The organism is Sphingomonas sp. SORGH_AS_0438 (assembly GCF_031453475.1).
Lineage (GTDB): Bacteria > Pseudomonadota > Alphaproteobacteria > Sphingomonadales > Sphingomonadaceae > Sphingomonas.
Map to the genome: position 1 here is coordinate 1,169,259 of NZ_JAVIZS010000001.1, position 22,155 is coordinate 1,191,413.

The window sequence follows — 22,155 nt, forward strand, 5'->3', positions numbered from 1 at the left end:
CGTCGCCGCCAGGGCAATGACGTGTTTTCTATGGGGATCATCGTCGCGCTTCGGGCGCGCAGACCAGGCGGGATCGATCCCCATTTGCGGACGTGCCGGCTGTCCCGGCGTTCGCCCGCGCGGCGTCGCGGTTTCTGCACCCGTGTTCCGTTTCGATCCTTTCCGGTTCAAGACGACCGGGTGACGATGGCGCATCCCCTGGCCGAAAGCTTCCTGGCCCAGCGCCCCGTGCTGCTTCGCTATCTGCGCGCACGGGGTGCGAGCGAGGAGGCGGAGGATTTGCTCCAGGATTTGTGGCTCAAGCTGGCGGCGACCAGCGGGCAGGGGGTCGAGCGGCCCGAATCCTATATGATGCGCATGGCGCACAATCTGATGCTGGACCGCGCCCGTGCGACGCGGCGGCGGTTGACGCGCGACGACGACTATCACCGTGACGGTACGGAAGACGTGGCCGCCCCGTCCGCGCTCGCCGATCTGATCGCGCGCGAGCGGCTGGATCAGGTCGACCGGCTGCTCGCGGCTCTGGGAGAGCGGACCGACCGCATCTTCCGCCGCCACCGTGTCGAAGGCGTGGCGCAGCGCGACATCGCCACCGAGTTCGGCATTTCGCTCAGCGCCGTGGAGAAGCATCTGCAAAAAGCCTATCGCGCCATCGCCGCGTGGCAACATGATGACGGGACAGCCGCCATGTCGACCGAGGGTAGGGCATGAGCGGGACGGCTTCGGCGCGGATGGCAGAGGCGCTCGACTGGGCGCGTCGGGTGCATGAGCCCGACTTCGACGATTGGGACGGGCATCTCGACTGGCTGGAGGCCGACCCGGCCAATGCCGCCCTGTTCGACGAGGTGTCGCTCCATCTGGAAGCGGCGACTGCCGGGCTCGCCGCCGAGCCGGTGGCGGCGGCCATACCCGATGCCGCCAACGACAATCCACCCGTCAACACGAGCCGCCGCTGGTGGTTGGGATCGGCGATGGCGGCGGCGCTGGTCGGGGTGATCGGCATCGCTAGCTGGCCATCCGGACCCGATATGCCCGCCACGCCGCTGACGATCGCCACGGCGCTGGGCCAGACGCGCTCGGTGCGATTGGCGGACGGCACGCGGGTGGCAATGAACGGCGGCACCACGCTGAAGGTCGATCGCGCGACGCGCTCGCTGTCGTTCGGCGAGGGCGAGGCGTATTTCGACGTGGTCCATGACCCGGCGCGCCCCTTCCGCCTCCAGATCGGGGCGGCGAGCGTCGAGGATATCGGCACCGCCTTCAACGTCCGCCGCCATGACAATGTGATCGAGGTGGCCGTTCGCGAGGGCGTGGTCTCCTTCGATCCCGATGGCGGGACCGAGCCGGATGACGATGCCGTGATCCTGAAGGCGGGCCAGGCGATCCGCATCGTCGACGATCGCGGCGCGGTCCGGCGGGTCGACCGGACGACGGTCGGCGGCTGGCGGACCGGGCAGTTGAGCTATGGCGATGTCGCGCTGGCCGAGGTGGCAGGCGACCTGTCGCGCGCGATCGGGCAGCCGGTGCGGTTGGCACCCGACGATGGGATGCGCCGGTTCAGCGGGACGTTCAAGGTCGATGCGGATGCGGCGACCAGCGTGCAGCGCTTCGCCGCGATCAGTGGGATGCGCGCGACCCGCGACGCCGGTGGCTGGCGACTGTCGCCGGACGGCTGATCCACGCCTTTCGCCATCCAAGTCGACATTTCGCGCGACAATGATTGCACGTGCCGTGTTGCGATGCGGCGATCATACGGCCATGACGCCAGGATGGCGGACCCAAGTTTAATCCGGACCCCGCCACCGCCCTCCCTGGCGCGCATCGTCGCGTCCCTTGCTGTCAGGACTGGCCCGTGATCCGTCGTTTCCTTGCCCTGTTCGAGCCGTTCATCCTGATGCTGCTCGGCACCGTGTTGCTCGCCACGCTGCTGCCGGCGCGGGGTGGGATGGCGACCATGGTCGCCTGGGCGGCGGATATCGGCATCGTCCTCCTGTTCTTCCTCCACGGCGCGAAGCTGTCGCGCGACGCGATCTGGGAGGGGGCACGCAATTGGCGGCTGCATCTGACGGTGCTGGCGGTCAGCTTCGGCCTGTTCCCCATATTGGGCCTGGGCCTGCGCGCGCTGCCCGGCATCGACAGCGCGGTCGCGGCGGGACTGTTGTTCCTCACCTTGCTGCCCTCGACCGTGCAGTCGTCGATCGCCTTCACCGCGATTGCGCGCGGCAATGTCGCGGCGGCGGTGTGCAGCGCATCCTTCTCCAACCTGCTCGGCATCGTCCTGACCCCGGCCCTGGTCGCGCTGCTGATGCCGGGAGCGGGAGCCGGGCACGGTATCTCGACCGGCGCGGTCGAGGCGATCGTGCTGCAATTGCTGGTGCCCTTCGTCGCCGGCCATCTGCTGCGGCCCTGGATCGGCGGCTTCGTCGCGCGGCGGAAGCAGTGGCTGACGATCGTCGATCGCGGCTCGATCCTGCTCGTCGTCTACAGCGCGTTCGGCGCGGCGGTGGTGGAGGGGCTGTGGACGCGCGTCTCGCCGGCCGATCTGGGCGTGATCGCGCTGCTCTGCACCGCGTTGCTCGCGGTCGTGCTGGGCGTGACGTTGGTGCTGGGCCGCGCGATGGGGCTCTCGCGCGAGGATGCGATCGTCCTGCAATTCTGCGGCTCGAAGAAGAGCTTGGCGTCGGGCGTGCCGATGGCGGGCGTGCTGTTCCCGGCGGCGCAGGTCGGCGTCGTGCTGCTGCCGGTGATGCTGTTCCACCAGATCCAGCTGATCGCCTGCGCCTTCATCGCCCGGCGCTATGCCGACCAGGCGGCGGGGCAGGAGGCATGATCCGCCGCGCCGTCCGCCTGTCCGCGATGCTGGTCGCGACTCCGGCGTTCGCGCAGGAAGCACCGCTCGCGGAGGCGGAGGGCGAGACGATCCTGGTCACCGGTCGCGGCCTGTCCGATCCGCCGGGCGACCGCGCCTTCGACGTGGTCGAGATCGACCGCGACCGCATTGCCGCCAACGCCGCCGGTCGGCTGGAGAGCGTGCTGGCCGAGGTCGCCGGTTTGCAGCAGTTCCGCCGCGCCGACAGCCGCAGCGCCAACCCGACCAGCCAGGGCATCACGCTGCGCGGCCTGGGCGGCAATGCGGCGAGCCGGGCGCTGCTGATCCTCGACGGCGTGCCGCAGAGCGATCCGTTCGGCGGCTGGGTCGCCTTCCCGGCCTATGCCACCGACCGGCTCGGCCGCGTCCGGGTGACGCGGGGCGGCGGCAGCGGCTATCAGGGGCCCGGCGCGCTGGCCGGCACGGTCGAGCTCGACAGTGCCACGCCCGATGGCCCGATGACCGGACGCCTGGCCTATGGCAGCCGCGACTCGGTCGATGCACAAGGCTCGGCGGCGCTGGTCCGGCCGGGGGGCTATCTGACCCTGTCCGGGGCCTATGCGCGCGGCGACGGCTTCGTGCCGATCGTGGCGGAGCGGCGTGGTCCGATCGACCGACCCGCGCCCTATGCGCAAGGATCGGGCGCGGTACGCGGCGTGATCGCGCTGGCCTCCGATACCGAGCTTCAGGCCAATGTCTCAGCCTTCACCGACCGGCGGGAGCGGGGCACGCCCTTCACCGCCAACCGGTCGGAGGGGGTGGATGCCAGCCTGCGCCTGGTCGGGCGCGGCCGCTGGGGCTGGTCGGCGCTGACCTATCTCCAGACGCGCGGCTTTGCCTCCAGCTTCGCCAGTGTCGATGCCGCGCGCACCACGGCCACCCGCACGCTCGACCAGTATAACACGCCCGCCACCGGGCTCGGGGCGCGGGTCGAACTGGCGCCGCCGGTCGGGCAGGGGCTGGCGCTTCGGCTGGGCGGCGACTGGCGCGACGTGTCTGGGCGGACGCAGGAGAGTTACACCTATGTCGCGGGGCAGCCGACCCGGCGCCGCGTCGCGGGTGGCGACAATCGCACCATCGGCCTGTTCGCCGATGGCAGCGCCGAGCTTGGCCGGCTGACCCTGTCGCTGGGCGGCCGGATCGACTGGTGGCGGATCGGCGACGGCCGGCTGAGCGAGCGCCCGCTGGCCGTGGGACCGGCGCTGACGAACCTGCGCTTCGCCGATCGCACCGGGCATCAGGCGACCGGCCGCGCCGGCCTGGCCTGGCGCGCGGTCGAGGGCGTGACGGTGCGTGCGGCGGCCTATCGGGGCTGGCGGTTGCCGACGCTCAACGAGCTGTACCGGCCGTTCCGGGTCGGCCCGGACGCGACCGCCGCCAACCCGCTCCTCTCTCCCGAGACGCTGCGCGGCGTGGAGGCGGGGGTGACGATCGCGCCGGACCAGTCGCTGCGGCTGGCGGCGACGGTCTTCGACAATCGTCTGGACGATGCCATCGCCAACGTCACGGCGGGCGCGGGGCCGGGCAGTTTCCCGCTAGTCGGCTTCGTCGCGGCGAATGGCGTGTACCGGGTACGGCGCAATCTCGACGCCGTCCGATCGCGCGGGCTGGAGCTGGACGCGCGCTGGCAGCCGGGCGCGCTGGGGCTGGGCGCATCGTGGAGCCATGTCGACGCCCGCGTCCGGGCGAGCGGTGCCGGTGCGGCGCTGGACGGGCTGCGCCCGGCACAGACGCCGCGCGATCAGCTCTCCGGCACGGTCGATTATCGCCGGGGCGGGGCGTCGGCGGCGCTGACCCTGCGCCATCTGTCACGCCAATATGAGGATGACCAGAACAGCCGGAGCCTGGCCCCCGCGACGACGCTCGACGCCTATCTCGCCCTGCCGGTGACGATGGCGCTGGCGGTCGAGCTGCGGGCGGAGAATGTCACTGATGCGCGGGTCGAGGCGGGGATCAGCGGCGCGAACCTGATCGAGCGTGCGACGCCGCGTACCCTGTGGATCGGGCTGCGCTATCGGCCAGGACGATGAGGAATCCCTAACGTCCCTTAAATTTCCGGGGCCGGCTACTCATCGGCCCATGGCCGCGATAAATGCGGTGCAGAGGCAACGGCCCCGGAGAGATGATTGATGGATCCCCTATACCCTGTCGGCGACGCGGCGAAGGACGCGCGGATCGACCATGCCGGCTATGAGCGGCTTTATGCCGAGGCGGCACGCGATCCGGAGGGCTATTGGCGGGACGAGGCGCAACGCACGCTCGACTGGATCACGCCGTTCCATCAGGTGAAGGACACGTCCTTCGACGAGGCCGATTTCCGCATCCGCTGGTTCGCGGACGGCGAACTCAATGTCTCCGCCAACTGCCTCGACCGGCATCTGGCGGAGCGCGGCGATCAGGTCGCGATCATCTGGGAGGGCGACGAGCCGGGCGAGACGCGCCGCGTCACCTATCGCGAGCTTCATGGCGAGGTGTGCCGGTTCGCCAATGTGCTGAAGGCCAATGGCGTGGGCAAGGGCGACCGGGTCACGCTCTACCTGCCGATGATCGTCGAGGCGGCGGTGGCGATGCTCGCCTGCACGCGGATCGGGGCGATCCACTCGATCGTGTTCGGCGGCTTCTCGCCCGACAGTCTGGCCAACCGCATCCAGGATTGCGACTCCCGGCTGGTGATCACCGCCGACGAGGGGTGTCGCGGGGGCAAGCGCATCCCGCTCAAGGCCAATGTCGACAAGGCGCTGGCGCACTGCCCCGGTGTCGAGCGCGTACTGGTGGTGCGGCGGACCGGCGCGGACATCGCGATGATCGCGGGCCGCGACCTGTGGTGGCATGAGGCGGCCGAGGGCGTCAACGCCGATTGTCCGGCCGAGCCGATGAACGCCGAGGACCCGCTGTTCATCCTCTACACCTCCGGCTCGACCGGCAAGCCCAAGGGCGTGCTGCACACGACCGGCGGCTATCTGCTCTGGGCCGCGTCGACGTTCCGCGACGTGTTCGATTACCGCGAGGGCGAGATCTTCTGGTGCACGGCGGATGTGGGCTGGGTCACCGGGCACAGCTATGTCGTCTATGGCCCGCTCGCCAATGGCGCGACGACGGTGATGTTCGACGGCGTGCCCAACTATCCCGACCATGGCCGCTTCTGGGAGACGATCGACCGGCTGGGGGTCAACATCTTCTACACCGCCCCTACCGCGATCCGCGCGCTGATGCGCGAGGGCGACGGATGGGTGGCGCAATCCTCGCGCCGGTCGCTGCGGCTGCTGGGTTCGGTCGGCGAGCCGATCAATCCGGAGGCGTGGGACTGGTATCACCGCGTCGTCGGCGAGCGGCGCTGCCCGATCGTCGATACCTGGTGGCAGACGGAGACGGGCGGCATACTGATCGCGCCGCTGCCGGGCGCCACCGACCTGAAGCCGGGCTCCGCCACCAAGCCCTTGCCCGGCGTGCTGCCGCAACTGGTCGATGCGGAGGGGCAGGTGCTGGACGGCGCGACCGAGGGCAATCTGGTGATCGCGGACAGCTGGCCGGGCCAGATGCGCACCGTGTGGAACGATCACGAGCGTTTCTTCCAGACCTATTTCAGCACCTATCCGGGCAAATATTTCACCGGCGACGGCTGCCGCCGCGATGCTGACGGCTATTACTGGATCACCGGCCGGGTGGACGATGTCATCAACGTGTCCGGCCACCGCATGGGCACCGCCGAGGTCGAAAGCGCGCTGGTCGCCCATGCCAAGGTGGCCGAGGCGGCGGTGGTGGGGATGCCGCATGAGGTGAAGGGGCAGGGCATCTATGCCTATGTCACGCTGAACGCCGGCGAGACGCCGTCCGAGGACCTGCGGGCCGAGCTACGGACCTGGGTCCGGAACGAGATCGGTCCGATCGCCAGCCCCGATGCGCTGCAATTCGCGCCGGGCCTGCCCAAGACCCGCTCGGGCAAGATCATGCGCCGCATCCTGCGCAAGATCGCCGAGGGTGACGTGTCGAACTTGGGCGATACCTCGACGCTCGCCGATCCGGGCGTGGTCGACCAGCTGGTCGCCGGGCGGGTCTAGCTAAGGCGTGCTCCCCGGCAAGGGCCGGGGAGCGGTCACGGGACGAAGAAGCCCATCAACCCCGGTACAGCGCCTCCGCATCCCGCTTGAACGCCGCGCCGGAATCCGTGCGGCTGTAAAACATGTGCCCGCCAGGATAGATGTCCAGCTTCACCCGATCCGTCTGGCCGAAGGCGGGCATCTGGTCGACGATCAGGCGCGAGGCGAAGAAGGGACAGGACAGGTCGTCCCAGCCATGGACGATCATCACCTTCATCTTGGGATCGTTGGCGATCGCCTTGCGCAGGTCGGTGACGGGGGTGTCGTCGGGCTTGCCGCGATCCCAGGCCTGGTTCACCGCATAGGACAGCGCATGATAGCGCGCATCCGTCTTCCAGCCGACCTCGCGCGTGACGAAATCGACCATCGCGCTGGTCGTCGGCGCGATCAGCGAGTCGAGGATGGGGTCGTTGGACTGCTGCTCCTTCGCCCAGGGAAAGGGGTCGAAGGCGGTGACGTTCGAGTCGTAGACGCTGCCGATCGTCCCTTGCGCGCGGTGGATCTCGCGCAGGTAGGTGCCCGTGTCGATCCGCCCGCCCATGCGCCGCACCAGCGCCGGGTCCAGCCCGGTCAGTTGCGTGACCCGCTCGACCAGCCGGTTCAGCGCCTCCGGGTTGGACCGGCCGAGCAGCAGGTCGGTGGCGAAGGGCCCGCGCGTATAGGCCTCCACCTCCGCCATCGCCTGCGGCGTCAGCTTGCCCTGCCGCTCCAGATTGGCAGCGGCCATCGAGGGCAGGTCGATCATCCAGGGCAGGGGCGACAAGGCGGTCGAGCCGCTGCCGACCGCCGGGTCGAGATAGGGGGATACCAGGATCAGGCCGTTGACCCCGACGCCGATCTGCGATTGCAGTTCATAGGCGATGCGCGGCGCGCGATAGCCGCCATAGCTTTCGCCCATCACATATTTGGGCGATCGCAGCCGCCCCGACTGCACCAGCCAGTCATAGACGATCTTGGACAGATATTTGATGTCGGGATCGTTGGCGTAGAACGCCTTCTTGGTCTTCTCCTCGTCGACCAGGCTGCGGCTGAAGCCGGTGCCGATCGGATCGATGAAGACCAGGTCGGTGAAGTCGAGCCAGCTATTGGGATTGTCGGTGGCGATCGGCGCGTCGGACGGCGCGTCGCCCTGCGCGCCGAACTGCACGTGCTTGGGCCCCACCGCGCCCATGTTGAGATAGACCGACGCCGCGCCCGGCCCGCCGTTGAACGCGAAGGTCACCGGTCGGCGCACATCGCTGCCCGGCACCGTATAGGCGGTGTAGACGACCTGCCCGATCGTCTCGCCCTTCTCGTCGCGGACCGGCAGGGTGCCGACCGTCGCGCGGTAGCTGATGGTGCGGCCGCCGATGCGGACGCTCTGCGTGATGCTCTTGTCGGCGGGCAATGGCGGCAGCTTGGTCTCGTCGCCGTCCTTCTTGTCGGCGGGGGCGGTCTTGTCGTCGGTCTTGGACGCGGCGGCGGCGGGGGCGGGGGCGGGGGTGGCGAGCAGCGCCAGGGTCAGGATGGAGGCGGCATGGCGAAAGGAGCGCAAGGGCGATGATCCTTGATGATGATGGCGGATGCTATGCGCCCGTTCAGCCTGCGGCAAGACGGCGGCGTTTCGCTGCGATGGCTTCCCCCCACGCCGCGCCTTGCCTAAGACGCGTGGGATGACGGTCATGCTGCCACCACGATGATGCTAACCTACGGAATGGCGGCGACGATGGGCGCGCTGCTCTTCGCGGCGCTGCTCGCGGCCGTCCTGCTGATGTTCGCGGGGCTGAAGGCGCGGCGCGAGGCGGCGGCGGCATTGGCCGAGAATGTGCGGCTCCAGGCGATGCTGCGCGTCAGCCCGACCACGGTGATGCTGATCGGCGCGGACGGGCGGATCGAGATGCCGCGCCGCATGGCCGACTGGTTCGGCCTGGCGCAACCCGCCGTGACCATTGCCGAGCTGGCCGAGCATGGCGGACTGTCCGAGGCGGAGGCCGCCGGGCTGGAGGCGGACGTGCAGGCGGCCCAGCGCGCCGGGCGCGGGTTCCAGCGGGCGATCCGGCCGCGCGGGTCGCAACGGGTGATCACGATGCGCGGCGACCGTGCGCCGGAAGAATTGGGGGCGACCGGCGGCGTCATCGTCTGGGCGTTCGACGCCACCGAGTCGCTCAGCGAGATCGACCGGCTGGGTGCGGAGGCGGCGCGGCTCGGCGCGGCCTATGCGGCCCTGACCGGGCTGATCGAGGCGTCGCCGATGCCGATGTGGTATCGCGATGGCGAGATGCGGCTGACCATGGTCAATTCCGCCTATGTTGAGGCGGTCGAGGGCCGCGACGCCGCCGATGTCGTCGCCCGCCAGCTCGAACTGATCGAGGAGATGGGCAGTGCCGGCCCGGTCGCCGGGGCCAAGTCCGCCCGCGCATCTGGCCGGCCGAGCGAACAGGTGCTGCCCGCCACCATCGCGGGCGACCGCCGCACGTTGCGCGTGTTCGACGTGCCGCTGCCGACCGGCGGCGTCGCCGGCTTCGCCGTTGATATCGAGGAGCTGGAACAGGCGCGCAGCGGCGCGAAACGCTTCGCCGAGGCGCAGCGCGGGATGCTCGATCGATTGTCGGCGGCGGTGGCGCAGTTCGGCCCCGACCATGCGCTGGTCTTCTGCAACCAGCCGTTCCGCCGCATGTTCGCGATGCGTGCCGAATGGCTGGCCGACCGGCCCGAATTCGACCGCGTGCTGGAGCGAATGCGCGATGTCGGCCGCCTGCCCGAGGTGCGCGACTTCCCCGGCTGGAAGGCGGAGCGGCGCGAATGGTTCATGCTGACCGACGAGGCGGTCGAGGAACATTGGCATCTGCGCGGCGGCACGCATCTGCGCGTCGTCGGTCAGCCGCTGCCCGATGGCGGCCTGTTGCTGATCTTCGAGGACCGGACGGAGCAGGTCCAGCTCGCCTCGTCGCGCGACACGCTGCTACGCGTCCGCACCGCGACCTTCGACAATCTGTCGGAGGCGCTGGGCGTCTTCGCGGCCGATGGGCGGTTGCAGCTCTGGAACAACCGGTTCCGCGCGCTCTGGGGGGTGGAGGAGGAATTCCTGTCCTCGCATCCGCGCGTCGATGCCTTTGCCGAGCGGATCGCCCCGCGCCTCAAGGCGCCCGAGCGCGCGGTGGTGATCCCCGACCTTGTCCGATCGGCGACCAACGAACGCCAGCAGCGCGGCGGCAGCATCGTGCTGGCGGACGGCCGGCATTTCGAATTCGCGGGCGTGCCGCTGCCCGACGGCAACGCGCTGTTCACCATGCTCGACATCACCGACTCGCGCCGGGCCGAACAGGCGTTGCGCGAACGGGCCGACGCGCTGGAGGCGGCGCACCGGGTCAAGACCCAGTTCGTCGCCAATATGAGCTATGAGCTGAAGACGCCGCTGACCTCGATCAGCGGTTTCGCCGAGATGCTGCATGGTGGCTATGCCGGCAAGCTGCCGCGTCAGGCGGAGGATTATCTGGAGGCGATCCTCGACTCGGTCGAGCGGCTGACCGTGCTGGTCGACGACGTGCTCGACCTGACGCTGGGAGACGAGGGCGCGGAGATCGAGAAGGGCGATGTCGACCTGGCCGAAGTGGCCCGCGCGGCGGCGGAAGCGCTGCGGCCGGCGATCCGCCGTCACCGGATCGACCTGGCGGTGGAGATCGCGCGATCGGTCGGCCGCGTGCAGGGCGATGCGCAGCGGTTGCGCGAGGTGGTCGAGCATCTGCTGCGCCACGCCTTGGGCGCGCTGCCCGATGGCGGGCGCATCCTGCTCCATGCCGACGGCAATGCCGGCCGCGCGCGGATCGTCGTGTCCGATGACGGGCCGGGGCTCGATCCGGAAAATGCCGAACACGCTTTCGACCGCTTCGCCGAGCCGCATCTGCAACCCGGCGGCGAACGTGCGTTGGGGCTGGGTCTGCCGCTCGCCAAGCAGTTCGTCGAGGCGCATGGCGGCACGATCGCCCTGGTGTCGGAGCCGGGCGAGGGGACGTTGGTGACGGTGGAGCTGCCGAGGCGATGACCGAAATGCGACTGGCGGATGCCGCCGCGACCGAGGCGTTCGGCGCGCGACTGGCGCAATGGGTGCGGGCGGGCGACGTCATCACGCTGCGCGGGGATTTGGGCGCGGGCAAGACCAGCATCGCGCGCGGCCTGCTCGCGGCCCTGGGCCTTGCCGGCGAGGCACCGAGCCCGAGTTTCGCGATCGTCCAGCCCTATCGGCCGCCGGAGGTGGTGCTGCCGGTGCTGCATGTCGATCTCTATCGGTTGGACGATGCCGAGGAGGTGGAGGAATTGGGGCTGGAGGACGAGCGGGGCGACGGACTGTTGCTGGTCGAATGGCCGGAACGCGCCGGCGCGCGTGCCTGGCCGGACGCGCTGGCCCTGACGCTCGCGATCGATCCGGCCGGCGGCCGGCGCTTGACAGCCGAGGTGCCGAAGGCATGGGAGCAGCGATGGCCGATATGATTCCGCCGGCGGGAGCTGCCGCCTTTCTCGCCGCCCATGGCTGGGGCGACGCCGTGGTGACGCCGCTCGCCGGCGACGCCTCGTTCCGCCGCTATTTCCGCGTCACCGATGGTGCGCGCAGTGCGGTGCTGATGGACGCACCGCCGCCGCATGAGGACAGCGCGCCCTTCGTCGCGATGGCGCGATGGCTGGATGCGCGCGGCTTCCTGGCGCCCGCGATCCTGGCCGTCGACGCGATCCAGGGACTGGTGCTGCTCACTGATCTCGGCGATGTCCGGCTGCGCGAGACGGTGGACGCCGATCCCGCGGTGGAGTCGGCGCTCTATGCGGACGCGGTCGACCTGCTGATCGATCTGGCCCGGCATTCGGTCGAGGGGCTCGAACCCTATGATCGTGCCGTGCTGCACCGCGAGGTCGACCTGCTGACGCAATGGTATGGCCCGGCGGTGGGGCTGGACCTGGATGTGGCGGGCTATCACGCGGCTTGGGAGGCGGTGTTCGACCACGCGCTGGCGGCCGAGCCGGTGACCGTTCTGCGCGATTATCATGCGGAGAACCTGATGCTGGTCGGTAGCGCGCGCAGGCTGGGCCTGCTCGACTTCCAGGACGCGCTGGCGGGCCATCCCGCCTATGACCTGGTGTCGCTGCTCCAGGACGCACGGCGCGACGTGTCCCCGGCGGTGGAGGCGGCGATGCTCGACCGCTACCGGGAAGAGACGGGGGCGGGCGAGGATTTCCTGGCGGCCTATCATGTCCTCGGCGCGCAGCGGAACGCCAAGATCGTCGGCATCTTCGCCCGGCTGTGGAAGCGCGACGGCAAGCCGCGCTATGCCGGCCTGTGCCCGCGCGTCTGGGCCTATCTGGAGCGCGACCTGGACCAGCCGGTCCTGGCGCCGGTGAAGCGCTGGTTCGACGCGAACATCCCGGCCGAGCGGCGCGGCGACCCGCTGGTGATCGCGGCGGAGGCGGGGGCATGAGCCGGCCCCAATGGCGGTTGCGCCCCGATCCCGGCGGCGCGGTGCCGAAGACGGCGATGGTGATGGCGGCGGGCCTGGGCAAGCGGATGCGGCCGCTGACCGCCGTCCGTCCCAAGCCCCTGATCGAGGTGGCGGGCAAGCCGTTGATCGATCATGTCTTCGACCGGTTGAAGGATGCCGGCGTCGCGCGCGCGGTGGTCAACGTCCATTATCTGGCGGACACGCTGGAGGCGCATGTCACCCACCGGATCAAGGGGATCGAAGTCGCGATCTCCGACGAGCGCAAGCGGTTGATGGAGACGGGGGGCGGGCTGGTCCAGGCGCGCGACCTGCTCGGCGACGATCCGCTCTACGTCATCAACAGCGACAATCTGTGGGTCGACGGACCGGTCGACGCGCTGAAACTGCTCGCCTCGCGCTGGGATGGCGAGACGATGGACGCGCTGCTGCTGATGGTGCCGCTGGCGCGCGCGCACAACCACAACGGATCGGGCGATTTCCACCTGGCCCCCGATGGCCGGATCACGCGGCGGCGCCGGCCCGGTACGGTCGCGCCCTTCGCCTATACGGGCGTGCAGATCTTCCATCCCCGGCTAATCGCGGACTGGCCGGAGGGGCCGTTCTCGACCAATTTGTTCTGGGACCGGGCGATCGCGGCAGGCCGCGCCTTCGGACAGGTGCATCAGGGCCTGTGGTTCGATGTCGGCACCCCGCGCGCGATCCCGCGGACCGAGGCGATCCTACTCGATGGCTGACTCGCCCGTGGCCGCGCGGCCCCGGCTCTACACCATCCCCGCGCACCGGGCCTTTGCCGATGCGCTGGTCGGCGGACTGATGCGCGGCCGCGACGTGGCGCAACTGGCGCGCGGCATGATCCTGCTGCCCAACAACCGGGCCGTGCGCGCGGTGACCGAGGCGTTCGTGCGCGCCAGCGGCGGCGGCCTGTTGCTGCCTCGGCTGGTGCCGCTGGGCGATCCCGACCTGGGCGAGGCGGTCGGTGCGGCGCTGGACACGGCGGACGAGGACGATCCCCCGCCGCCCGCCGTCGCTCCCTATGCCCGGCGGATGATCCTGGCCCGGCTGGTCGGCGAGGAACGGGCCCGCGCCGGCCAGCCGGTGCCGGCGGCGGAGGCGGTGCGGCTGGCCGGCGACCTGGCCCATACGCTCGACCAGTTGCTGGTCGAGGAGGTGCCGCCCGCCCGCCTCGCCGAACTCGATTTGGGGCCGGAGCTGACCGAACATTGGCACCGGGCGCTGTCGACCTTCCGCATCGTGCTCGATCGCTGGCCGGACGAACTGGCGCGGCTTGGCCGGATCGACGCGGCGGATCGGCGCGCACGGCTGCTCGGCCGGCTGGAGACGCGCTGGCGCTTGACGCCGCCGCCCGGCTTCGTCTGCGCGGCCGGTATCACCGATGCGGCCCCCGCCGTGACGCGGTTGCTGCGCTGCGTGTCGGAGATGGCGGAGGGGCAGGTGGTGTTCGCCGGCCTCGACCTCGACATGGCGGAGGAGGAATGGGAGGCGCTGGGGCCGCATCCGGCCGATCCTGTCACCGGCCATGTGCCGCGCTCGATCGAGACGCATCCGCAATTCCACCTGAAGCAGATGCTCGACCGGATGGGCGTCGCGCGTGGCGAGGTGCGGGCGTGGCGCGGCGGCGCGGCGGCCGGCTCGGGGCCGGACTCCGATCCGGCGCGCGGCCGGGCGATCGCCAATGCGCTGGCCCCGGCCGAGTTCACCGGCCGCTGGACCAATCTCGCCGCGGCCGACCGTCGCCTGTCGGGCGTGCGCGCCATCGAATTGCCGACCCCGGCCGACGAGGCGCAGGCGATCGCCCTGACCTTGCGCCAGGCGCTGGAGGAACCCGGCCGCACCGCCGCCCTGGTCACGCCCGATCGTGCCCTGGCGCGCCGCGTCGCGGTCCATTGCCGGCGCTGGGGCATCGACGTGGCGGACAGCGCCGGCCAGCCGCTGTCGCTGCAACCGCCGGGCACGTTGCTGCTCGCGCTGGCGGAGGCGGCGGCACAGCGTTTCGCGCCGCTCGCGCTGCTGGCGCTGCTCAAGCACCCGCTGGTCCGCGCCGACAATCGGCTGCACTGGCTGGACGGGGTGCGTGCGCTCGACCGGGCCCTGCGCGGACCCCGTCCGCCGGCGGGACTCGACGGGCTGGCCCCCGAGGGCGCCGCCGCCGAATTCTGGGCGGAGGCCAGGCCGGTGCTGGAGCCGGTCGGCCATACTTTCGACAGCGGCGCGCAACCGCTGGCGGGTTTCATCGCCTGCCTGCGCGAGGCGGCGCAGACGCTGTGTGGCGATGCGCTCTGGTCAGGCCCGGCCGGCCGCGCCGCGGCGGACTTCATCGCCGACCTGGAGGCCGAGGCGGGGGCCGGACCTGCCCTGGTCGAGCCGACCGAGATGCCGGCGCTGCTCCGTACCCTATTGGACGAGGTGCCGGTCCGTATCCCGCCGGGCCTGGGTCATCCGCGCCTGGCCATTTACGGCCTGATCGAGGCGCGCTTGCAGACCGCCGACCTGATGGTGCTGGGCGGGTTGAACGAGGGTGTCTGGCCCGGCCGGCCCGCACCCGATCCGTGGCTGGCCCCGCGGATCCGCACCGCGCTCGGCCTGTCGGGGCTGGAGCGGCGGATCGGCGTCGCCGCGCACGATTTCGCCCAGGGGCTGGGCGCGCCGCAGGTGCTGATCACCCGCGCCCGGCGCGACGCCTCCGCCCCCGCGCTCGCCTCGCGCCTGTGGCTGCGCTTGCAGGCGATGGCGGGCGATCGGTTCGTGCGCGATCACGTGCTGGAGGGCTGGACCCGCGCGCTGGACGATGCCGGCATCCCGGTGCCGGCCGAGCGGCCGCACCCCTCGCCGCCGGTTGCGCAGCGGCCCAAGTCGATCTCCGTCACCGAGGTCGACCGATTGAAGGCCGACCCCTATGCCTTCTACGCGCGACGCGTGCTGCGGCTGATGCCGCTGGACCCGGTCGACGCCGATCCGACCGCCGCTTGGCGCGGCACTGCCGTCCATGCGATCCTGGAGGCCTGGTGGACGGAGGATCGCTGCGCGCCGCAGGCGCTGCGGCCGCGCGCGATGAAGATGCTGGAGGAGGCGGAGGTGCATCCGCTGCTCCGCGCCCTGTGGCAACCGCGCCTGCGCGAGGCGATCGACTGGATCGCCGCCGAGGTGGAGGCCATGGCAGGGCAGGGCCGCCGGGTGCTGGCGGCGGAGGGCAAGGGCGCGATCGATATCGCCGGCGTGCGCCTGTCCGGCCGCTTCGACCGGATCGACCGACTGGCCGACGGCATCGGCATCATCGACTATAAGACCGGCAAGCCGCCCAGTGCCGCGGCGGTGCGCAACGGGTTCAGCCTGCAGCTCGGCCTGCTCGGCCTGATCGCCGAGCGTGGCGGGTTCGAGGGGGTGGAGGGCCGCGCGACCGCGTTCGAATATTGGTCGCTGGCCAAGAAGCGCGATGCGTTCGGCTTCATCGAAAGCCCCTGCGATCCCGCCGGCAAGCGCGACAGGATCGTGACCGACGAGTTCGTCGCGATCGCCGCCGCCAACTTCACCGATGTCGCGGGCGAATGGCTGACGGGCGACGCGCCCTTCACCGCCAAACTGGTGCCTGAATATGCCCCCTATGCGGAATATGACCAGTTGATGCGCCGCGACGAATGGTATGGCCGTGACCGCTGAACTCCGCTCGCTGCCCCGGCTGAAGGGCGAACAGGCCGCCGCCAGCGACCCCCATGCGCATGTCTGGCTCTCCGCCTCGGCCGGCACGGGCAAGACGCAGGTCCTATCCGCGCGCGTGTTCCGCCTGTTGTTGAAGGGCGTCGACCCGTCCGCGATCCTGTGCCTGACCTTCACCAAGGCGGGCGCGGCGGAAATGGCGCATCGGATCAGCCAGCGGCTCGCCGCCTGGGTGCGGATGGCGGATACCGATCTCGCCAACGACCTTTACGCGCTGGGCGAGCGGGCCGATCCGGAGCAGCGGGCGCGGGCGCGGACGCTCTTCGCCAAGGTGCTGGACGCGCCGGGCGGCGGGCTTCGCATCCAGACCATCCACGGCTTCTGCCAGGGTCTGCTCGCCGCCTTCCCGGTCGAGGCGGGGCTTGCCCCCGGCTTCCGTCCGCTGGAGGCGCGCGAGGAAGCGGTGCTGGCGCGCGAGTCGCTGGCCCGGATGCTGACCGATGCCGAGCGCGAGGGGCGCAGCGCGGTGGTCGAGACGATCGGCGCGTTGAGCCTGCGCCTGGGCGAGGGCGGGGCGGAGGGCTTCCTGATCGCCTGCGCCCGGTCGCTGGCCGCGCTGGAGGCCCTGCCGGCCGGTATCGGCCCCTATCTGCGCCGCCAGCTCGACCTGCCACAGGGCGATGTCGGCGAAGCGGTGGCGGCCGAATGCGCCGGCTTCGACGAGATTGCGCTGCGCCGGCTCGCCGCCTGTAACGCCGCCTGGGGCACCAAGAACGGCCTGGCCCGTGCCGATGCGATCGCCACCTGGCTGGCGCGCGATCCGGCGGATCGCGCCGCCACGCTCGCCGAACTCCACACCGTCTGGGCGCGCGCCGATGGGGAGCCGCGCTCCTTCGCCAAGGGGCAGGCGCCGCAGGAGCCGGACTATGCCGAAACCGCCAGCCGCTTGCATGGCCAGTGCGCCGCCCTGCTGTCGCTGGCGACCCGCGCCGCCTATGCCGACTTGCTCGGCGCGGGGCTGAGCGTCGGGCGCGACTATGCCCGCGCCTATGACCGGGCCAAGCGGCAGGTCGGCGGCGTCGATTTCGACGATCTGATCCGCGTCACCGTCAGCCTGCTCGAACAGCCCGGCGTCGGTGAATGGGTCCGATATAAGCTCGACCAAGTCACCGAACATGTCCTGATCGACGAGGCGCAGGACACTAATCTGAACCAGTGGCGGATCGTCAGCGCGGTGGCGGACGAGTTCTTCGTCGGGCGGGGCATCTATGCGCCGCGCACGCGCACGCTGTTCACGGTCGGCGACTGGAAACAGGCGATCTTCGGCTTCCAGGGGACCAGCCCGGTCAACTTCGCTTGGGCGGAGCGACGGTTCGGCGGTCGCGCGCAGGAGGCGCTGGGGGACGACGACTGGCCCGAGCATGAGCGCGGACTGCCGTTCGAGCGGCTGTCGCTGACCCATAGCTTCCGCTCGACCCGGGGCATATTGCGCTTCGTCGATGCGGCGGTCGCGGCGGTGCCCGAGCCGGCCCTGGGCGCGATCGGCCTGATGGAGGATCATGCCAGCGAGGTGGCCGGGCCGGGCCATGTCGCGCTCTGGCCGCCGGTGGTGGCGGGCGGATCGGAGGAGGACGAGGAAAGCTGGGTCGACGATGCCGTGCGCAAGCTGGCCGGCGATGTGGCCCGTGCGGTGCGGCGTTGGCTGGACGAGGGACTGGTGCTCGGCGCCAAGGGCCGGCCGCTTCGGCCCGAGGATGTGATGATCCTGGTCAAGCGACGCGGCGACCTCGCCTCGCTGCTGGTCGCACGTCTGTACGCGGAGGGGGTGCCGGTGGCGGGCGTCGATCGCCTCCGGCTCAACGCGCCGCTGGCGGTGCAGGACCTGCTGGCGGCGGTACGCTTCGCGCTCCAGCCCGACGATGACCTGTCGCTCGCCAGCCTGCTGGTCTCGCCGCTGATCGGATGGAGCCAGGACGAGCTGATGCACGCCGCGCCGCGCACGCATGGCAGCCTGTGGCGGCATTTGACCCAGACCCTGTCCGACGACCGGATCGCGCCGCTGCGCCTGATCCTCAACCGCGCCGACTTTACCACGCCCTATCAGTTCCTGGAGGAGCTGCTGTCCGGCCCGATCGGCGGACGGCGCAAGTTGCTGGCGCGGCTGGGGGCGGAGGCGCGCGACCCGATCGAGGAATTGCTGTCGGCGGCGCTCACCTTCGAACATATGACGACGCCGTCGCTCCAGCGTTTCCTCGACTGGTTCGATCGCGGCGATGTCGAGATCGTCCGCGATCCGTCCGCGCCGATGGATGCGGTGCGGGTGATGACCGCGCACGGGGCCAAGGGCCTGCAGGCGCCTTTGGTGATCCTGGCGGATGCGACGGTCGATCCGACGCAGAGCCCGCGCACGACGCTGCGCTGGTCGCCCGAGCCGGGGGCCGCGCCGCTGCCCGTCTTCCCGCCGCGCGCGACCGAGAGGGGCGGGCCGCTGGACGTGGTGAAGGCGGAGGCGGAGGCGGCCGAACTGGAGGAGCATTGGCGGCTCTTCTACGTCGCGGCGACGCGGGCGGAGGAACGGCTGGTGATCGCTGGCGCACTCGGTCCCAAGGCCAAGGGCGTGCCGCCGCCGGCCAGCTGGTATGCGGCCGCCGCGCGCGGGTTCGACTCGCTGGGCGTGCCGGCGGGCGAGGGCGAGCGGGTCTATGAGGAGGGGGCGGCGGTCGCCCCGCGCGGCGGCTCGGCGGTCGTGCCGGTGGCCGAGCCGGCCGAGCCGCTGCCCGATTGGAGCCGGACGCACGCCCCCAAGGAATCGCGCCCCTCCCGGCCGCTCGCACCCTCGGCGATGGGTGAGGATCTGGTCGCCGATCCCCCGCCGACCGCCGCGATGCGCGCGGCGGCGGAACGGGGCCGGCTGCTCCACGCCTTGTTCGAGCGACTGCCGATGGTGGCCCCCGACCGACGGGCCGGCGCGGCCGAGCGCTGGCTGGCGACCGCCGGGGCGGTGGCGGATGCGACGGAGCGACGGCAGCTGACCGAGGCGGCGCTGTCGGTGATCGACGATCCGCGCTTCGCCGCGCTGTTCGGGCCGGACAGCCTGGCGGAAGCGCCGATCGCCGCGACTATTGCCGGCGGGTTCGTCGTGTCGGGCAAGGTCGACCGGTTGCTGATCGGCGACATGATCCGGGTCGTCGACTTCAAGACCGGCCGTCGCGTACCCGATGCGCCGCCCGATTATCATATCCGCCAGATGGCCGGCTATGTCGCTGCGCTGTCAGTGGTGTTTCCCGGCCGGCCGGTGGAGGCCTCGCTGCTCTACACGGCGGGGCCGGTGCTGGTCACGCTGACGCCCGAGCAACTCGCCGGTCACAAGCCCGGCTTTCCCGCGACGGAGCAAAGCTCTGTCGTCGGGGGTTGAGACGATCCACGATTTTCCCCAGATCGATACGCACAAGGAGTAGCATCATGCCCACCAAGACGATCACCGACGCCAGCTTCACCGACGACGTGCTCAACGCTGACACGCCCGTGCTGGTCGACTTCTGGGCGGAGTGGTGCGGCCCCTGCAAGATGATCGGCCCGGCGCTGGAGGAGATTTCCGACGAGCTGGGCGAGCGGGTGACGATCGCCAAGCTCAACATCGACGACAATCCCGACGCGCCCGGCAAATATGGCGTGCGCGGCATCCCGACGATGATCCTGTTCAAGGGCGGCGTTCCGGCCGCGACCAAGGTCGGCGCGGAACCCAAGGGCCGGATCAAGAGCTGGATCGAACAGTCGATCTGAGGATTGCGGCGGCGGCCATCCCGAACGGGGTGGCCGCTCCGGATTAGGTCAGCCGGATCATGACGTTGGCGGCATAGCCCGGCCGCTCCCGCAAGGCCGCGTACCAGCGCGCGACATGGGGACGGTCCGGCCGTTCGATCGCCAGCGTGAACCAGCTATGCGCATAGACGCCCATCGGCACGTCGCCCAAGCCGAAGGTATCACCCGACAGCCAGGGTGTATGCGATAGCTGTTCGTCCAGGATCGCCATCATCGCCCCCGCCTTGACCGCCGCGGCGGCCACCGCCGTCATATCCCGTTCGCCCTCCGGCTTGCGGACCAGGTTGACGAAGGCATCGCGCTGCGCATCGGCAAAGCCGAACTGCCAGTCCATCCAGCGATCGCCCAGCGCCCGTGCCGCCGGATCGGACGGCCAGAAACGCTCGCCGCCATGTTTCGCCGCCAGATAGCGCAGGATCGCGTTCGACTCCCACAGGGTGAAGCCGTCGGCGTCGGTGATCGTGGGGATCAGCGCATTGGGGTTAAGCGCCCGGTACGCCGCATCCATCCCGAACGCGCCGCCGACATCGTGGCGCTGATAGGGCAGGCCCAGTTCCTCGGCAAACCAGGCGACCTTCTTCACATTATGCGAGTTCAGCCGGCCCCAGAGCGTCAGCATCGCCCTCAGCTCCGATAATCGGCGTTGATCGAGATATAGCCATGCGTCAGGTCGCAGGTCCACACCGTGGCGCGCCCGTCACCCAGGCCGAGCTCGACGCCGATCTCGACATGATCGCCCTTCAGATGCGCGGCCACCGGCGCTTCGTCATAGCCCTCGACCGCGAGACCGTCGCGGGCCACCTGCGTCGTGCCGAAGCGGATCGCCAGTTGGTCGCGCTCAGCCGGCTCGCCCGCCTTGCCGACCGCCATGACGACGCGGCCCCAATTGGCGTCCTCGCCCGCGATCGCCGTCTTCACCAGCGGCGAGTTGGCGATGCTCATCGCGATGCGATGCGCCGAGCGGTCGCTGTCCGCGCCATCGACCTGGATCTCGATCAGCTTGGTCGCGCCCTCGCCGTCGCGCACCACCAGCAACGCCAGTTGCCGGCACAGATCGGCCAGCGCCGCGCGGAAGGCATCGGCGCCCAGGCTGTCGTCATCGACCAGCGGCCGGTTGCCCGCCGCGCCGGTCGCGAAGGCCAGCACCGTATCGCTGGTCGAGGTGTCGCCATCGACCGTGATGCACGAGAAGCTGGGGGCATTGGCCGCGCTGAGTGCGCGCTGGAGGAACGGCGCGTCGACCGCGGCGTCGGTGAAGATGAAGCCAAGCATCGTCGCCATGTCGGGCGCGATCATGCCCGACCCCTTGATGATGCCGTTGAGGGTGACGCTGCGCCCGTCGACGATGGCGGTGACGCTGGCGCCCTTGGCATAGGTGTCGGTGGTGCCGATCGTCTCCGCCGCCGCCAGCCAGTCGCACGGTTCGGCGGCGAAGGCGGCGTCCAGCCCGGCCTCCGCCTTGTCGATCGGCAGCGGCACGCCGATCACGCCGGTCGAGGCGACGAACACGTCGGAAGGCTTGCAGGCGAGATGCGCGGCCGCGCGCGCCGCCACCGCCTCCACCGCCGCGCGGCCGCGATGGCCGGTGAAGGCGTTGGAATTGCCGGCATTGACCACCAGCGCCCGTGCCTGTCCCAGGGTCAGCGCGGCGCGGCACCATTCCACCTCGGGCGAGGGGCAGCGGCTCTGCGTCAGCACGCCGGCGACGCTCGTGCCCTCGGCCAGCGTCACATAGGTGAGGTCGCAGCGGTCCCAGGCCTTGTAGCGCGCGCGGGCGACGTGGAGCGTCACCCCGTCGATCGCGGGCAGGGCGGGGAAGGGCGTGGCGAGCGGAGAGCGAGTCATGCCGCGCGTGATAATCACGCGCGGGTGCGCGCGCCAGATGCGTCGTGCCGTCGACGGGATGGACTGTTAAGGGTCGCGACCCTATGTCGTTTCACCGATGAACCTGCTCCTCCTCCTGTCGGCCCTGTTGTCCGCGCTCACCGGGATCGGTGGCAGCGTGCGCGCGCCCGACATGGCGCAGGCGGTCGCGGGGGCAAGTGCGGTGGCGGCCGTCGCGCCCGCCCGGCGGCCGGGTGTCGCCGCGCGGCCGGCCTTCGTGCTGCCCGGCCGCCTCACCCAGGCAATCCTGCCCCGGTACGTGGCGCTGGCCCTGCCGGCGGCCCAACCGATCTGGGCGACGCGTCGGCGCGAATAGCGCGGCCGATCGCCCCACAACCGTCTTCGT

General features: G+C 70.7%; 16 protein-coding genes. 13 read left to right on the forward strand and 3 right to left on the reverse strand.

Annotation, left to right across the window (positions count from 1 at the left end; all coding sequences use genetic code 11):
* Positions 1-186: 186 nt before the first annotated feature.
* From QE452_RS05575 to acs, 5 genes are all read left to right on the forward strand, one after another.
* Positions 187-711 (forward strand): RNA polymerase sigma factor, encoded by a 525-nt coding sequence (locus tag QE452_RS05575; protein ID WP_309660167.1) that lies wholly within the window; start codon positions 187-189, stop codon positions 709-711.
* A complete protein-coding gene (locus tag QE452_RS05580; protein WP_309660168.1) occupies positions 708-1,676 on the forward strand; it encodes a FecR domain-containing protein in 969 nt (322 codons plus the stop codon). The genes QE452_RS05575 and QE452_RS05580 overlap by 4 nt, the downstream gene beginning before the upstream one ends.
* Positions 1,677-1,855: 179 nt before the next feature.
* Positions 1,856-2,830, forward strand: a complete 975-nt coding sequence (locus tag QE452_RS05585) for a bile acid:sodium symporter family protein (RefSeq protein WP_405052789.1) — start codon at positions 1,856-1,858, stop codon at positions 2,828-2,830.
* Positions 2,827-4,899, forward strand: a complete 2,073-nt coding sequence (locus QE452_RS05590) for a TonB-dependent receptor domain-containing protein (RefSeq protein ID WP_309660170.1) — start codon at positions 2,827-2,829, stop codon at positions 4,897-4,899. Before QE452_RS05585 ends, QE452_RS05590 begins: the two co-directional genes overlap by 4 nt.
* A gap of 99 nt (positions 4,900-4,998) precedes the next feature.
* On the forward strand, positions 4,999-6,927 hold the full coding sequence (gene acs, locus QE452_RS05595; RefSeq protein WP_405052740.1) for an acetate--CoA ligase: 1,929 nt from the start codon (positions 4,999-5,001) through the stop codon (positions 6,925-6,927).
* A 55-nt stretch (positions 6,928-6,982) separates the two neighbouring features.
* Here acs and QE452_RS05600 read toward each other — a convergent pair whose 3' ends face one another.
* Positions 6,983-8,500 (reverse strand): S10 family serine carboxypeptidase-like protein, encoded by a 1,518-nt coding sequence (locus tag QE452_RS05600; RefSeq protein ID WP_309660172.1) that lies wholly within the window; start codon positions 8,498-8,500, stop codon positions 6,983-6,985.
* 141 nt (positions 8,501-8,641) lie between these two features.
* Here QE452_RS05600 and QE452_RS05605 point away from each other — a divergent pair, with 141 nt between their 5' ends.
* From QE452_RS05605 to trxA, 7 genes are read left to right on the forward strand one after another with little or no spacing between them, the layout of a single operon-like run.
* A complete protein-coding gene (locus QE452_RS05605; RefSeq protein WP_405052741.1) occupies positions 8,642-10,987 on the forward strand; it encodes a PAS-domain containing protein in 2,346 nt (781 codons plus the stop codon).
* 5 nt (positions 10,988-10,992) lie between these two features.
* On the forward strand, positions 10,993-11,433 hold the full coding sequence (tsaE, locus tag QE452_RS05610) for a tRNA (adenosine(37)-N6)-threonylcarbamoyltransferase complex ATPase subunit type 1 TsaE (protein ID WP_309660277.1): 441 nt from the start codon (positions 10,993-10,995) through the stop codon (positions 11,431-11,433).
* A complete protein-coding gene (locus tag QE452_RS05615; RefSeq protein WP_309660278.1) occupies positions 11,430-12,410 on the forward strand; it encodes a phosphotransferase in 981 nt (326 codons plus the stop codon). Before tsaE ends, QE452_RS05615 begins: the two co-directional genes overlap by 4 nt.
* A complete protein-coding gene (locus QE452_RS05620) occupies positions 12,407-13,165 on the forward strand; it encodes a nucleotidyltransferase family protein (RefSeq protein ID WP_309660173.1) in 759 nt (252 codons plus the stop codon). Before QE452_RS05615 ends, QE452_RS05620 begins: the two co-directional genes overlap by 4 nt.
* The gene (locus QE452_RS05625; protein WP_309660174.1) at positions 13,158-16,106 is read left to right on the forward strand and encodes a PD-(D/E)XK nuclease family protein; all 2,949 of its coding nucleotides are present in this window, start codon (positions 13,158-13,160) and stop codon (positions 16,104-16,106) included. Before QE452_RS05620 ends, QE452_RS05625 begins: the two co-directional genes overlap by 8 nt.
* Positions 16,090-19,518 carry a double-strand break repair helicase AddA gene (gene addA / locus QE452_RS05630; protein ID WP_309660175.1) on the forward strand — a complete coding sequence of 1,143 codons (3,429 nt, stop codon included), beginning with the start codon at positions 16,090-16,092 and terminating at the stop codon, positions 19,516-19,518. The genes QE452_RS05625 and addA overlap by 17 nt, the downstream gene beginning before the upstream one ends.
* Positions 19,519-19,565: 47 nt before the next feature.
* On the forward strand, positions 19,566-19,886 hold the full coding sequence (trxA, locus tag QE452_RS05635; RefSeq protein ID WP_125993807.1) for a thioredoxin TrxA: 321 nt from the start codon (positions 19,566-19,568) through the stop codon (positions 19,884-19,886).
* 43 nt (positions 19,887-19,929) lie between these two features.
* On the opposite strand, the gene QE452_RS05640 is transcribed toward trxA, so the two are convergent.
* Positions 19,930-20,544, reverse strand: coding sequence for a glutathione S-transferase family protein (locus QE452_RS05640; RefSeq protein ID WP_309660176.1), 615 nt, complete (start codon positions 20,542-20,544; stop codon positions 19,930-19,932).
* Positions 20,545-20,549: 5 nt separating this feature from the next.
* Positions 20,550-21,770 carry a bifunctional glutamate N-acetyltransferase/amino-acid acetyltransferase ArgJ gene (gene argJ, locus QE452_RS05645; protein WP_309660177.1) on the reverse strand — a complete coding sequence of 407 codons (1,221 nt, stop codon included), beginning with the start codon at positions 21,768-21,770 and terminating at the stop codon, positions 20,550-20,552.
* A gap of 97 nt (positions 21,771-21,867) precedes the next feature.
* Between argJ and QE452_RS05650 the strand changes: the two genes are divergently transcribed.
* Complete coding sequence (locus QE452_RS05650; protein WP_309660178.1) at positions 21,868-22,125, forward strand: hypothetical protein; 258 nt, start codon at positions 21,868-21,870, stop codon at positions 22,123-22,125.
* Positions 22,126-22,155 lie beyond the last annotated feature (30 nt).

Bases quoted from the DNA above. Each gene is read 5' to 3' on its own strand.
- QE452_RS05615 (WP_309660278.1), top strand. From the start codon at position 11,430: ATGATTCCGCCGGCGGGAGCTGCCGCCTTTCTCGCCGCCCATGGCTGG.
- argJ (WP_309660177.1), bottom strand. From the start codon at position 21,770: ATGACTCGCTCTCCGCTCGCCACGCCCTTCCCCGCCCTGCCCGCGATC.
- QE452_RS05640 (WP_309660176.1), bottom strand. From the start codon at position 20,544: ATGCTGACGCTCTGGGGCCGGCTGAACTCGCATAATGTGAAGAAGGTC.
- QE452_RS05575 (WP_309660167.1), top strand. From the start codon at position 187: ATGGCGCATCCCCTGGCCGAAAGCTTCCTGGCCCAGCGCCCCGTGCTG.
- QE452_RS05650 (WP_309660178.1), top strand. From the start codon at position 21,868: ATGAACCTGCTCCTCCTCCTGTCGGCCCTGTTGTCCGCGCTCACCGGG.
- QE452_RS05580 (WP_309660168.1), top strand. From the start codon at position 708: ATGAGCGGGACGGCTTCGGCGCGGATGGCAGAGGCGCTCGACTGGGCG.
- addA (WP_309660175.1), top strand. From the start codon at position 16,090: ATGGCCGTGACCGCTGAACTCCGCTCGCTGCCCCGGCTGAAGGGCGAA.
- QE452_RS05620 (WP_309660173.1), top strand. From the start codon at position 12,407: ATGAGCCGGCCCCAATGGCGGTTGCGCCCCGATCCCGGCGGCGCGGTG.
- acs (WP_405052740.1), top strand. From the start codon at position 4,999: ATGGATCCCCTATACCCTGTCGGCGACGCGGCGAAGGACGCGCGGATC.
- QE452_RS05590 (WP_309660170.1), top strand. From the start codon at position 2,827: ATGATCCGCCGCGCCGTCCGCCTGTCCGCGATGCTGGTCGCGACTCCG.
- tsaE (WP_309660277.1), top strand. From the start codon at position 10,993: ATGCGACTGGCGGATGCCGCCGCGACCGAGGCGTTCGGCGCGCGACTG.
- QE452_RS05605 (WP_405052741.1), top strand. From the start codon at position 8,642: ATGATGCTAACCTACGGAATGGCGGCGACGATGGGCGCGCTGCTCTTC.
- QE452_RS05625 (WP_309660174.1), top strand. From the start codon at position 13,158: ATGGCTGACTCGCCCGTGGCCGCGCGGCCCCGGCTCTACACCATCCCC.
- trxA (WP_125993807.1), top strand. From the start codon at position 19,566: ATGCCCACCAAGACGATCACCGACGCCAGCTTCACCGACGACGTGCTC.